This is a genomic window from Lachnospira intestinalis (assembly GCF_040095895.1).
GTDB lineage: Bacteria > Bacillota > Clostridia > Lachnospirales > Lachnospiraceae > Lachnospira > Lachnospira intestinalis.
This window is the reverse complement of sequence record NZ_JBBMFS010000003.1, coordinates 21,650-34,630: the sequence shown is the minus strand read 5'-3', so window position 1 is coordinate 34,630 and position 12,981 is coordinate 21,650. Positions and strand designations below refer to the sequence as shown.

Genomic DNA, 12,981 nt, shown 5'->3' with positions numbered 1-12,981 from the left:
AGCTGCAATTATGATGACAGAATTAGAGCAGTATTACAATAAATTTAACGAAGAAAAGCGGTTAGACAGCCGTCATGGAAAAGTCGAGTTTATTACGTCCATGAAATATATTCACGAATATCTGGGCGGGGACACGACAAAGAAAATCTTAGACATCGGTGCAGGAACCGGAAAATATTCGGTGGCACTGGCAGAAGAAGGTTACGATGTCAGCGCTGTTGAACTGGTAAAGCACAATTTGGGACTGTTAAAAGCCAAAAACAGCAGTGTAAAAGCTTATCAGGGCAATGCGTTAAAACTCAGACGATTTGAAAATGATACGTTTGATGTGACATTGTTATTCGGACCAATGTATCATTTATTTACTAAGGAAGACAAAGTCCGGGCGCTGTGCGAAGCAAAGCGCGTGACAAAGCCAGGCGGCATAATCTTTGTGGCATATGTCATGAACGAATACAGCATTTTAACATACGGTTTTAAGCAGAAGCATATTGCCGAGTGTGTGAGGGACGGACGCATTTCAGAGGAATTTCAGTGTATGTCTGCGCCGAGCGACTTATACGACTACGTGCGGATTGAGCAGATTGACGCATTAAATCAAGAAGCCGGACTGGAGCGCATCAAAATTATTACACCGGACGGCCCTGCCAACTATATGCGTCAGGTGCTAAACAGTCTGACTGAGGAAGAATTTGAGTTATTTATCCAATACCATTTATCAACGTGTGAGCGGCAGGACTTAATTGGGGCGGCGGCGCATACGGTGGATATTTTAAGAAAGTAAAGGCTTGCCTTTAAAAATCCCGCTTATGCGCCTTGACATAGCGTACAAAGCTTTTCGCCTGCGGGGAGAGCGGTTTTTCTTTTGCATAATTTAAGCTGATATAGCTGTAAATACCGGGCGTTACCGGAATAAATGCAAGTGAAGAATCGTTTTCCTGCCGGGCAGAGTGGTGCATCATCAGCGTAATCCCGGCGCCGTTGCGTACAAGGTCAATCAGCGTTGCACCGCGGTTTCCGGTATAGGCGATGTGCGGTTCAAATCCGGCATTGCGGCATTCACGGATACACAAATCATTTATAAAAGAATGTTCCGGAAATAACAGAAACGTTTCTCCGCGCAGCTGTTCAAACGGCAGATTATCCGCCTTAGCGAGCGGGTGCGTAGCAGGAAGCACGGCGGTCAGGTAATCAATCATATAAGGGATACTGTTAAATTCCTTCACAGAAGACGATTCACTTCTTAAAAATGCAATATCGCATTTGCCGTCCGTGAGCAGTTCTTTTACAAATGTAGAATCGCCCTCAATCGTCTGCAATGTCATATCGGGATTCTCATTTAAAAATCCTGCAATCAGTGCCGTAATCGCGTGCTGTTTCATTGAAGGAATCGACCCAAGCACAATATTGCCGCTGTCCTGATGAATCTTGCGGTGCACATTTTTTTCAAATTCATATTCCAGACTGACCATCTTTCGCGCATATGGCAGCAGCATCTGTCCAAACTCCGTAAGAACAACCGTCCGCGTTGTACGCTCAAAAAGTTCCACACCAATTTCAGTTTCAAGCTTCTTAATGTGCTTTGACAGACACGACTGCGAAATAAAAAGACATTCCGCCGCCTCCAAAAAATTCTTCTTCTCCGTCAAAGTCACAAACTCCTCCAGATACCGAACATTCAAATTCATTAGACAAAACCTCCAATTGTATTATATATAAGGAAAAACCAGCCCACACAAGGAATAAAAAGTGTCCCCGCTCATGCAGGCAATCCCAAAGCCTTCCGTCAGTCACACCCTCTCCATAAGGAATAAAAAATGTCATCGTTCTTTCAGACAATTCATCAGCCTTTCGTCCACCACTCCCTAGCGCAGGAAATAAATAAGCAATCGGCGAAGTCAAGTAACACGTTGAGCTGATTGCTTATTTATTCCCCTATGTTGAGCAGCTTGCTTATTTATTCCCCCTGCGGTGAGTGGCAGACTTTTAAATTGCCTGTAATTAGATGATTGACTTTTTATTCCACAGTGGAATAAATATACCCCAATTATGAATTGAATGTCAACGATAATTCATATAAAATAAACTTGTCAATGAAAGCACCGGACGGCCTTAGCATAGCCCGCAGACCTGCCGGTGCAGTAAAATTATAAAACTTTTCATTGCAAAATCACAGTAAATATAAAAGAAATGAGGTGCAGCAAGTGAAAAGATATTGGAAATATATCAGACCCTATATACAATACTATATTTTAGGTCCCTGCTTTATGATGATGGAAGTTGTCGGTGATGTGTTACTGCCGTACATGCTTGCAAAGATAATCAATCAGGGTATTGCAGAAAGAAATGTCGCGTATATTATAAAAATAGGCGCCATTATGGGACTTATCGCAGTAATAATGGCAGTTGGCGGTGTTTTAGGCGCATGGTTTGCTTCTAAAGCGGCGATGAATTTCGGCGCGGATCTGCGCATGGATTTATTTGAAAAAATCCAGCAGTTTTCCTTTCAGAATATCGACAATTTCAGTACCGGTTCATTAATAACAAGATTAACCAACGACATCACACAGATTCAGAATATGATTATGATGACACTCAGAATGTGTCTGCGCTCGCCAGGCATTTTAATCGGAGCGATGGTGATGGCATTTGTCATCAGCCCGAAGATGGCGGCGATATTCATTATCGTCCTGCCGGTGCTGGCAGTCCTTATTGTAGTCATCATGCGGCGTGCATTTCCGCAGTTTAGAACCTTGCAGGAAAAACTGGATGCACTTAATTCCTGTATTCAGGAAGGACTGGTGGGTATCCGGCTGATAAAGTCCTTTGTGCGGGGCGACTATGAAGAAATGCGTTTTGAAAAAAGAAATCAGCAATTAAAAGAAGCCAATCTGACGGCAATGAAAACTATGCTTTTGTATACACCGCTGATGACACTGGCACTGAATATTACAACCGTGGTTGTTGTCTGGTCGTGTGGTAATATGATTGTTGCCGGAAATATGCAGGTTGGCGATTTGACGGCATTTACCAATTACATCGTGCAGATTATGTCCAGTCTTACTATGCTTTCGATTGCATTTTTAAACTGGGCGCGTGCCATAGCATCTTTCCGCCGTGTCGGTGAAGTTCTCAATGAAAAGATTGACCTGACGGATGAAAATGCGAAGCATAAGGACAGAGCAGTCTGTGAGGGCAGTGTTGAATTTCAAAATGTATCCTTCCGATATTACAAAAACAGTCCCGAATGGGTCATTGAGAATATCAGTTTTAAACTGGAAGCCGGAAAGACCCTTGGCATTATCGGGTCGACCGGAAGTGGAAAAAGTACGCTCGTGTCCATGATACCCCGCCTGTATGACACCGATGAGGGGACGGTGCTCGTTGATGGAATCAATGTTCGGGATTACGGTTTAAAGCCTTTGCGGGAAGGCATCGGTATGGTGCTGCAAAACAATACGCTTTTTTCCGGCAGCATCACTGAAAATTTAAAATGGGGAGATGAACATGCCGATGAAAAAGCTGTCCGGAAGGCCGCGCAAAATGCACAGGCAGCAGGGTTTATCGATAGTTTTAAAGACGGTTACCGGACCCGTTTAGAGCAGAGCGGAAATAACGTATCCGGTGGTCAGAAACAGCGGCTGTGCATTGCAAGAGCTTTATTAAAGTGTCCGAAAATCCTTATTTTAGACGATTCCACCAGTGCGGTGGATACGGCGACAGAACGCGCGATCCGCGAAGCACTGCATTCGGAATACAAGGATATGACAAAGATTATTATTGCACAGCGGATCCGTTCCGTCATGGATGCGGATGAAATACTGGTACTGGATAACGGAAAGACGGCAGGCTTTGGCACACATGAACAGCTGCTTGCAGACTGTCCGGTTTACCGTGAAATTTATGATGTACAGAACGGAAGGGAGGAGTAACTATGCCGCCAATGGGAGGAGTAACAGGTGCAATGCGCGGTACGAACCGCCGCGGAATCGGCGCTAAAGCAGCCAGACCGAAAAATATGAAGCATACCGTTATGCGGCTTTTTTCTTATATGAAAAAAGATGTGTGGATGCTGGCGGCAGCACTTTTGTGTGTTGTGGCAGGCACAGTAAGTACGCTTGCCGCTTCCTATATGTTAAGACCGATTATTAATGACTATATTATTCCGGCAAAAACATCTGCCGATTTAAAGAAACTGGCAGGGGCGTTAATCGTCATGCTGGCGGTGTATTTGTTGGGCGTGATGGCAGCGTATTTACAGAACCGCATTATGCTGGTACTTTCTCAGAAAGCACTGGTGCGCCTGCGCAGTGATTTATTTGTGCATATGGAAAAGCTGCCGCTACGGTTTTTTGATACCCATACCAAAGGAGATTTAATGAGCCGCTATACCAATGATGTCGATGTTATCGGTGAAATGTTAAACAGCACTCTTGTACAGTTGATATCAGGAATCATTACTGTAATTGGTACGCTCTGCATGATGATTTATACCAACATTTTACTGGCGCTGATTACGCTGGTTATTGTGCCGCTCATTTTAAGCGCCGGAAAATTTCTGGTTAAAAAGAGCAGAAAATATTACGTGGGACAGCAGGAAGCTCTGGGCAGATTAAATGCGTGCATTGAAGAAACGGTATCGGGCCAGCGCGTAGTGAAAGTATTTAATCATGAAGACAAAGCCCTTGAAGCTTTTAAGGAATACAACTACGATTTGCGGGACAAACAGCAGAAAGCACAGTTTTTCGGCGGTATTATGGGGCCGGTTGTGGGAAATCTCGGTCAGTTAAACTATGCGCTAACAGCCATGATTGGCGGAATCCTGTGTGTATTTAAAGGTTTTGATGTCGGAGGTCTGAGTATTTTTGTGACCTATGCAAGGCAGTTCTCCCGCCCGGTTAATGAAATCACCATGCAGATGAACACCGTATTTTCGGCACTTGCGGGCGCAGAACGTGTCTTTGACATTATGGATTTGGAAGTCGAAGATATTTCCGGTAAAAAGCTTGAAAATGTGCAGGGCGAAATCGGCATGGAGCATGTGACGTTTGGATACCTTGAAAATCAGCCGGTTTTAAAAGACATCAGCCTGCATGCAAAAAAAGGACAAAAAATTGCGTTTGTCGGTTCAACGGGCGCAGGCAAGACGACCATTACCAATCTGTTAAACCGCTTTTATGAAATCTGGGAAGGAAAGATTACGATAGACGGTGTGGATATCCGGGAAAACGGGCTGGAGTCGCTGCGCGAAAATATCGCACTTGTTTTGCAGGATACGCATTTATTTACCGGTACTGTCATGGAAAATATCCGCTACGGAAGACTGGATGCAGCTGATGAAGAAGTGATTGCGGCGGCAAAAACCGCCAATGCCGATGCCTTTATCCGACGTCTGCAAAACGGATATGATACAGTATTAGAAGGGGACGGCGCGAATTTAAGCCAGGGACAGAGACAGCTTTTAAATATTGCAAGAGCCGCACTTTCCAAAGCACCGGTACTGGTGATGGATGAAGCGACCAGCTCGGTTGATACGATTACGGAACGGCAGATTCAGGAAGGCATGGACGCACTGATGAAAGACCGCACCACATTTGTCATTGCACACCGCTTGTCAACGATACGAAATTCCGATATGATTATGGTACTGGAACACGGCAGGATTATTGAACGCGGAACGCACACAGAGCTTCTGCAAAGACAAGGCCGTTACTACGAATTATATACAGGAAAGGCAGAACTCGATTAAAATGAAGATTTATTTTGCACCGCTTGAAGGGGTTACAGGGCACATTTACAGAAATGCTTATGAAGAATTTTACGGAAAAGGCAGGATTGATAAATATTTTGTGCCGTTTATTTCACCCAATCAGACCAACGGTTTTACGGCGCGGGAACAGCGTGACATGAATCCGGATAATAACGTCAATATGCCGCTGGCGGTACAGATAATGACCAACTGTGCCGATTTATTTATAAATGCGGCACGGCTTTTATATGAAAAAGGCTATACCGAACTGAATCTGAATCTGGGCTGTCCGTCCGGAACGGTTGTGGCAAAAAAGCGCGGGGCGGGCTTTTTATCCGTACCCGATGAGCTGGACGAATTTTTTGCACAGATTTATGAAAATGAGCTGCTTGCGGACAAAAAGGTGAAATTATCCGTAAAGACAAGGCTCGGCATGGAAGAACCGGAAGAATTTGACCAGCTGTTAGATATCTATAACCGTTATCCGTTTGAGGAACTGATACTCCACCCGCGCGTGCAGAAAGACTACTATAAAAATAAGCCGCGGCTGGAATATTTTGAAAAGGCACTGGAAAAAAGCACAAATCCCGTATGCTACAACGGCGATCTCTTTACAATTGCTGATTACAGGCGTTTTAAAGAACGCTTCCCGTCAGCGGACAGAGTGATGATAGGCAGAGGATTTATCGGAAATCCGGCACTCATAGAGCAGATTGCCACAGAGGAAAGCAGGACTGCCACAACACACGAGGACACCACATGCCTCCGTCAGTTTCACGACCGCATTTATCACGAATATCTAAAAATTATGTCGGGCGATAAGAATACGATTCATAAAATGAAAGAGCTGTGGTTTTATCAGAAGCCGTACTTTGACAATGCGGACAAGGCATTCAAAAAAATCCGCAAATCCCGGAATATGGCAGAGTATGAAGCTGCCGTGCAGGAGTTTTTTGCGCAGGCAGTACCCACAGAACGTGATACCGTACAGTTTACCAAATAAACCGCAGACCCTGGCATTATAATATGAAGAAGATAAAAGGCGAGGTGAAAACATGAAAATTTTAATATACCGGTGGAGTGTTTTTCACCAGGAGGATATTGCAGAAGCATTTGAAAGCTTCGGACATACAGTAGAATATTATGAGGAAATGCCGGACGAGCGGAAAGGGACAGATATCCGAAGACTCAAAGAAGTCGTTGCGGAGTACGACCTTGTTTTTTCTGCCAATTATTTTTCACGGGTGTCTAATGCCTGTCAGGCGCAGCAGAAAAAATACATTGCATGGACGGTGGATTCACCGATGCTGACGATGTTTGACACTTCGGTTTTTAACGAGTGCAATTACATATTTTTATTTGATAAATTTGACTACTACCGGTTTTTGCAGATGGGTGTGAAACATGTATATTATCTGCCGCTGGCAGTTAACGCAGAGCGCGTAAAAAACTGCATAGAAGCGGCGTCCGAAAAAGAAAAGGGAAAATACCGCGTGGACATTTCCTTTGTCGGTGGTCTGTATTATAAAAATTCATACGATGCCATTGAAGATAAACTGCCGGAGTATTTGCAGGGTTATTTTGATGCATGCATGGAAGCCCAGCTGGATTTATACGGGGATAATGTGTTTGACCGTCTGTTGACAGCAGACATTTTAGAGCGGCTTTGTGAAATTATTGACTTTCATCAGTCGGATACGGCATTTTCCGATATCAAGCTTGTCTTTTCTTCAACTTATCTGGGTTTTAAAACGGCACAGAAAGAGCGTATCCGCAATTTAAATGCATTGGCATCCCGGTTTGAGGTGAATCTGTATACAGACAGAACCGATGACAGACTTCGCGGCGTGCATGTAAAGGAAAGCGTGGATTACCGTGAGGAAATGCCGCTGGTTTTTCACGAATCCGACATAAATATGAATTTTACAATCCGCAATATCCGAACGGGACTGCCGCTGCGGATATGGGATATTTTAGGGGCAGGCGGATTTCTGCTGACCAATTATCAGATTGAACTGGGGGATTTCTTTGAAAATGGAAAAGACCTCGTTTACTATGACAGCTTAGACGATATGATGCGCAAGGCAGAATATTATCTGGACCATGAAGATGAAAGAAAGACCATCGCACAAAACGGTTTAAAGAAAATTGTACAATATCACACATATGAACATCGCATTGACGTGATATTAAAGACTGTATTGTGAATAACCATTACTTGTACAAAAACTTTCTGTATTCCTCATAGGAAAATTCAATACAGTAGATAGAGAGAACCACAAAGGGCAGCCGAAGTCAAGTGACAACGTTGAGGCGGCCCTTTGTGGTTCTCTCTCTTACATCTCTGTATTAAATTTTACGTCCACTAAAGACCCCATTATACTCTCCAAACAAACTCTCCTCAATTTTTCGGAGCATTACTGTCACATAATCTCCCTTAAAATTCAGACTGAAAAAGAGATTGCCGATGGCGGAATCAATAATCTGAATCTTAACCAGTAGTGTGTTTTCCATGCGGAAAGCTGCAGAAGCAGCATATTTTAAATCATAGTCCGGGAACTGAGCGAAGGTGTTATAACCCAGTCCGAAGGAAAGGGTATGGACACCGGAAGCATTTTCATAGGTCAGTGTTCCGAGTCCGGTTTCGGTGGCAATATCCACCTTCATCGTCTTCATCTGGCAGATGTTTTCATCCATTTGATAAGTTATACCGTTGATATCCGCCAAAACGGGTGAAGTCAGACTGCCCGGCAGAACAAACAATGTTCTTGTATTACAATATTCTAAAAAAGCGGCAGTGTATTCCGGTGTGGCAGCAGGCAGGGAATCCGTGGCGATTTTGTCATAAATTTCATGCCAGAAGGCTTCGTAAATGAGCTGTACACCGCCCTGACGTCCTTGTGCATCGGCAGTTGTTACCATGAAAATATCTTTATCCGGCACATACAGTGCAAGTTGTCCGCCCATGCCGAATAAAACATAGCCGTTATGGCGTGTCATCCAGATTTGATAGCCATAGCCCTGTAATTCTTCAAGTGAGGACTGTCTGCCGTAAGGGTCACTCTGCATAGATTTTGCTGCACGGACATAACCGGAAGGCAGAAGTTGCTTGCCCTGCCATACACCGTCATTGGCAATCAGGTAAATGACCTTTAGCAAATCATACGGTGTGGCACAGAGTCCCGAACCGCCCATGCTGACACCGTTAGGGTCTTTTAAAATATACGCATTGGCAGAGAATCCGATTTCGTCCAAAAATTTAAAACGCAGGTAAGAAAGCAGGTCCATACCGCTTAATTTTTCAATTAATGCGCCAAGTGTATGTGTAGATGAAGTATCGTAGGAAAAATTCGTGCCGGGAACATGTGTCGGGGGTACGGTAAAAAACGAAGCCACCCAGTCGGTAACGCCAGGTGCTTTGTACGTTGTCTTGTCATGACAGGTTCTCATTGTGAGCATATCACGGATTGTCATCATCGCTATATAGGGATGTACACCCGGCTTTGGCAGCTTTTCAGGGAAAAAATCCACAATTTTATCATCAAGGGATAATTTTCCTTCGGCCTCAAGCAGTCCGATACCCAAAGATACAAAGCTTTTAGTGACGGAAAACATACGGTGCAGGGTATCACGTGTATAAGGTTTATAGTAAGTTTCCATGCACACCTTTCCGTGCCGCATAATCAAGGCACTGTGCAGTGGAAGCTGCTGTTCTTCCAGCCGTTTACAAAAATTCATCAGCCATTGGCTGTCAATGCCGACCTCCTCCGGAGTGGCAGTAGGAAAAAGTTGCAACATACAATCCTCCTTGTTTTGCGAAGCAAAATGCGACTGCTCTAAGCAGGAGCAGAGGATTTTACCTCCTTGTTTTGCGAAGCAAAATGCTATGTAGGTTTACCTGCATTTCTTCTTATATAAAGCATTATACATGGAAAAATATAAATTTGCTAGGAAATTCTGTCAAAATAGTGTATATATAATAGTAATAACGAATAAATACGAGGGTGCTAAAAATTTGTGGAATAAAGATGGAGGCGGAAAAGAGGAAAATATGAGTGAAGGACTTTTAAAAATATTTATAAAGGATTATAAAAATGTGAAAGACATTAAAGTGCGGGAAAACTACGGGATTTTTGCGGGAATTGTAGGAATTATATGCAACCTGATTTTATTTGCATGTAAATTTTTTGCAGGTATCATTACCGGTTCCGTATCCATTTCGGCAGATGCCTTCAATAACTTATCCGATGCCGGTTCATCCATTGTAACGCTGGCAGGCTTTAAAATGGCAGGCAAGCCGGCGGATACAGACCATCCATTTGGACATGGCAGAATCGAATATATCGCAGGAATGATTGTATCGGCAGTTATTATCGTAATGGCAATTGAACTGTTTAAAGATTCGGTTATAAAAATCTTTCAGCCGGAGGCGATGGAATTTAGCGCTGTATCGGTTGTGATTCTGGCGGGTTCGATTGCATTAAAATTCTGGATGGCATATTTTAATACCTCGCTGGGAAAGCGGATTGATTCTGCAGCCATGCGCGCAACAGCGGCAGACAGTCTTTCCGACTGTATCGCAACCGGTGTGGTACTGGTATCGCTTCTGATTACGACATTTACCGGAGTAAATATCGATGGACTGGCAGGTGCCGTAGTGGCGGTATTTGTCTTTATGGCGGGAATTGAGGCAGCTAAAGAAACGGTTTATCCGCTTCTTGGACAGCCGCCGGAAGAATCTTTTGTGAGACAGTTAAAGGAACTGGTTATGGAAGATGAGCATATTATCGGAATCCATGATTTGATTGTACATAATTATGGACCGGGAAGGGTTTTTGTTACCCTTCATGCAGAAGTGCCGTATACAATGAACCTGCTTGCCGCACATGATATTATTGATATTGCGGAACACAGAGTAGCCGGTCAGCTGCACTGCGGCATATCCATTCACATGGATCCGGTTGTCAATGATGATAAAGAAGTGGAAGAATTAAAAGAAATGGTGCTGGAAGTTATTGCAGAAATTGATGACCGTTTAAGCATTCACGATTTCAGAAGCACTAAAGGCCCATACCTTACCAATCTCATCTTTGATTTAGTTGTACCGCATCAGTATAAATATACCGACAAAGAGGTACAGGATATGGTTCATAATGCCATTCAGAAAAAAAATCCGAAGTGCTTTGCTGTCGTAACCGTTGAGCGGTCGTATATCAAATAAATCAAATCCATCCGCCGTCAAGCTGGATAACCTGCCCGGTAAGATAGCCGCTGTCACTGCATAAAGACTGTACCAGTGAGCCAACTTCCGCAGGTGTTCCAAGACGTCCGGCTGGAATTTCTTCTATTAAAGAAGCACGTTCATCTTCGCTTAAAAAAGCATTCATATCTGTATCAATTGCACCGCAGGCAATGGCATTGACCTGAATATTGCTCGGTGCAAGTTCCTTTGCCAGTGCGCGGGTTAAGGCATTAACAGCTCCTTTAGAAGCGCTGTATGCGGCTTCGCAGCTTGCACCTGCAATCCCCCAGACTGAAGAAATGTTAATGATTTTTCCACATTTTTCATGTACCATATGCGGAATGGCAAAATGGCAGCAGTTATAAACAGAGCCGACATTTGTATCCATCAGCCGCATCCAGTCTGCGCGTGACAAATCCTGAAAAAGTCCGATTATAGAAATTCCTGCATTATTTATGAGAATATCTACACCACCAAAGGTCTGTTTAATATCCCCAAACATTTTTTCCGTTTGTGTATAGTCGCTCACATCGGCAGGAAAAATAGCACATTTTGCACCGCCCTTACATACCAGCGCCTTTGTTTCATTTAACTGTTTCACATTCTGACGACAGTTTAAGGCAACCTGCCAGCCTTCCTTTGCAAAAGAGAGTGCAATGCCGCGGCCGATACCGCGGGAAGCTCCCGTAATTAAAACTGTTTTGCACATATCTGATATAAAACCTCGATTCTGAAAAATTTCAATATTGTAAATGCCGCATATCCGGCAAATCCCGGATCAAAATCCCCTGGATAAGGGTGTTGTACACTCTCTTGTCTACGCTCTGCTTTGACCCGGATATCATCATATATCTTACAGTAAAAAGAAAAAAGATTCAAACAAATGCACACAGTTGTTTGAATATAAATATTTCTCAAAAAATAATTGACAAAAAGGCGCTTGTGCAACTCTGCTAAAAACAAGAGGCATCTTTACACATCTCAAAAAATTATCGACATTCATTGACAAATTATTCCGAAGTTATCCCCACGCAAAAAGTCCGTTTTTTGCGTGAAAATAAGTTATGCACAGAGTTATCCACATTATCCACAATGGAATGTGTGTATTTCCACAATGGGGATAAGTTTGTAAAACAGAATACATGTTTTGTTAAAAAATCATAAATCGCAATTTTACGCAAAAAAACAGGGCGAAAAGGCTTGACAAATCTGTTGCATAGCCAGTAAAAAAGCCCATCTTATTTTTGAATAAAAAATATCATAAAAAAGAATAAATTGTGTGAATTTGCTTGTCTAAATCCAAAATTGTGTTATAATAAATACATCAGATAGATGGTGTTCATTAGCAATACCACGATGAAAATACACAATAAAGGAGTTGGACATCATGCGTTTTATTATTACAGGAAGAAATATCGATGTTACAGAAGGGTTAAAGTCAGCAGTAGAAGAAAAGCTTGGTAAGCTTGACAGATTCTTTGCTCCAGAAACAGAAGTGAACGTAACTTTAAGCGTTGAGAAGGAAAGACAAAAAATAGAAGTCACGATTCCGGTCAAAGGCAATATTATCAGAAGCGAGCAGGTAAGCAGCGATATGTATGTTTCCATCGATTTGGTAGAAGAAGTTATCGAACGTCAGCTCAAAAAGTACAAGAATAAGATCGTAGACAAGCATCAGAATGCAGCAGCATTTGCTCAGGAATTTGTAGATAAAGACTACAATGATGAAGATGAAGTAAAGATTATTCGTACAAAGAGATTTGGCATTAAGCCAATGGATCCGGAAGAAGCATGTGTACAGATGGAATTATTAGGACATAACTTCTATGTATTCTTCAATTCAGAAACAGAAGAAGTCAATGTCGTGTATAAGAGAAAAGGTAACACATACGGACTCATTGAACCGGAACTGGATTAGTTCTTCATAAAACTAAATAAATAAGCGAAAGAAGCCGGCAGTACGGGATTGGATGATTTTCCGTACTGCCGG

10 protein-coding genes are annotated in these 12,981 nt (G+C 43.0%); 7 read left to right on the top strand and 3 right to left on the bottom strand.

Annotation, left to right across the window (positions count from 1 at the left end; all coding sequences use genetic code 11):
• Positions 1 to 10: 10 nt before the first annotated feature.
• A complete protein-coding gene (locus tag WMO37_RS04500) occupies positions 11 to 784 on the top strand; it encodes a class I SAM-dependent methyltransferase (RefSeq protein ID WP_022432708.1) in 774 nt (257 codons plus the stop codon).
• A gap of 10 nt (positions 785 to 794) precedes the next feature.
• Here the strand turns inward: WMO37_RS04500 and WMO37_RS04495 are convergent, their stop codons facing one another.
• Complete coding sequence (locus WMO37_RS04495; RefSeq protein ID WP_349154394.1) at positions 795 to 1,688, bottom strand: LysR family transcriptional regulator; 894 nt, start codon at positions 1,686 to 1,688, stop codon at positions 795 to 797.
• Positions 1,689 to 2,204: 516 nt separating this feature from the next.
• Between WMO37_RS04495 and WMO37_RS04490 the strand changes: the two genes are divergently transcribed.
• The 4 genes from WMO37_RS04490 to WMO37_RS04475 are packed head-to-tail and all read left to right on the top strand — an operon-like array spanning position 2,205 to position 7,956.
• Positions 2,205 to 3,932, top strand: coding sequence for an ABC transporter ATP-binding protein (locus tag WMO37_RS04490; protein ID WP_349154393.1), 1,728 nt, complete (start codon positions 2,205 to 2,207; stop codon positions 3,930 to 3,932).
• A 2-nt stretch (positions 3,933 to 3,934) separates the two neighbouring features.
• Positions 3,935 to 5,749, top strand: coding sequence for an ABC transporter ATP-binding protein (locus tag WMO37_RS04485; protein WP_436970253.1), 1,815 nt, complete (start codon positions 3,935 to 3,937; stop codon positions 5,747 to 5,749).
• A 1-nt stretch (position 5,750) separates the two neighbouring features.
• Positions 5,751 to 6,752, top strand: a complete 1,002-nt coding sequence (locus WMO37_RS04480) for a tRNA dihydrouridine synthase (RefSeq protein ID WP_349154392.1) — start codon at positions 5,751 to 5,753, stop codon at positions 6,750 to 6,752.
• Between the two features lie 52 nt (positions 6,753 to 6,804).
• Complete coding sequence (locus tag WMO37_RS04475) at positions 6,805 to 7,956, top strand: CgeB family protein (RefSeq protein ID WP_349154391.1); 1,152 nt, start codon at positions 6,805 to 6,807, stop codon at positions 7,954 to 7,956.
• A gap of 142 nt (positions 7,957 to 8,098) precedes the next feature.
• On the opposite strand, the gene WMO37_RS04470 is transcribed toward WMO37_RS04475, so the two are convergent.
• Positions 8,099 to 9,547 (bottom strand): serine hydrolase domain-containing protein, encoded by a 1,449-nt coding sequence (locus tag WMO37_RS04470; RefSeq protein ID WP_349154390.1) that lies wholly within the window; start codon positions 9,545 to 9,547, stop codon positions 8,099 to 8,101.
• Positions 9,548 to 9,800: 253 nt separating this feature from the next.
• Between WMO37_RS04470 and WMO37_RS04465 the strand changes: the two genes are divergently transcribed.
• On the top strand, positions 9,801 to 10,970 hold the full coding sequence (locus tag WMO37_RS04465; protein WP_227090567.1) for a cation diffusion facilitator family transporter: 1,170 nt from the start codon (positions 9,801 to 9,803) through the stop codon (positions 10,968 to 10,970).
• 1 nt (position 10,971) lies between these two features.
• Here the strand turns inward: WMO37_RS04465 and ymfI are convergent, their stop codons facing one another.
• The gene (ymfI, locus tag WMO37_RS04460; protein WP_227090569.1) at positions 10,972 to 11,700 is read right to left on the bottom strand and encodes an elongation factor P 5-aminopentanone reductase; all 729 of its coding nucleotides are present in this window, start codon (positions 11,698 to 11,700) and stop codon (positions 10,972 to 10,974) included.
• 678 nt (positions 11,701 to 12,378) lie between these two features.
• On the opposite strand from ymfI, the gene hpf reads away from it, so the two are divergent.
• Complete coding sequence (gene hpf, locus WMO37_RS04455; RefSeq protein ID WP_022432717.1) at positions 12,379 to 12,909, top strand: ribosome hibernation-promoting factor, HPF/YfiA family; 531 nt, start codon at positions 12,379 to 12,381, stop codon at positions 12,907 to 12,909.
• The last annotated feature ends 72 nt before the right edge of the window (positions 12,910 to 12,981 follow it).

Bases quoted from the DNA above. Each gene is read 5' to 3' on its own strand.
- WMO37_RS04475 (WP_349154391.1), top strand. From the start codon at position 6,805: ATGAAAATTTTAATATACCGGTGGAGTGTTTTTCACCAGGAGGATATT.
- WMO37_RS04465 (WP_227090567.1), top strand. From the start codon at position 9,801: ATGAGTGAAGGACTTTTAAAAATATTTATAAAGGATTATAAAAATGTG.
- WMO37_RS04495 (WP_349154394.1), bottom strand. From the start codon at position 1,688: ATGAATTTGAATGTTCGGTATCTGGAGGAGTTTGTGACTTTGACGGAG.
- WMO37_RS04470 (WP_349154390.1), bottom strand. From the start codon at position 9,547: ATGTTGCAACTTTTTCCTACTGCCACTCCGGAGGAGGTCGGCATTGAC.
- WMO37_RS04485 (WP_436970253.1), top strand. From the start codon at position 3,935: ATGCCGCCAATGGGAGGAGTAACAGGTGCAATGCGCGGTACGAACCGC.
- WMO37_RS04500 (WP_022432708.1), top strand. From the start codon at position 11: ATGATGACAGAATTAGAGCAGTATTACAATAAATTTAACGAAGAAAAG.
- hpf (WP_022432717.1), top strand. From the start codon at position 12,379: ATGCGTTTTATTATTACAGGAAGAAATATCGATGTTACAGAAGGGTTA.
- ymfI (WP_227090569.1), bottom strand. From the start codon at position 11,700: ATGTGCAAAACAGTTTTAATTACGGGAGCTTCCCGCGGTATCGGCCGC.
- WMO37_RS04480 (WP_349154392.1), top strand. From the start codon at position 5,751: ATGAAGATTTATTTTGCACCGCTTGAAGGGGTTACAGGGCACATTTAC.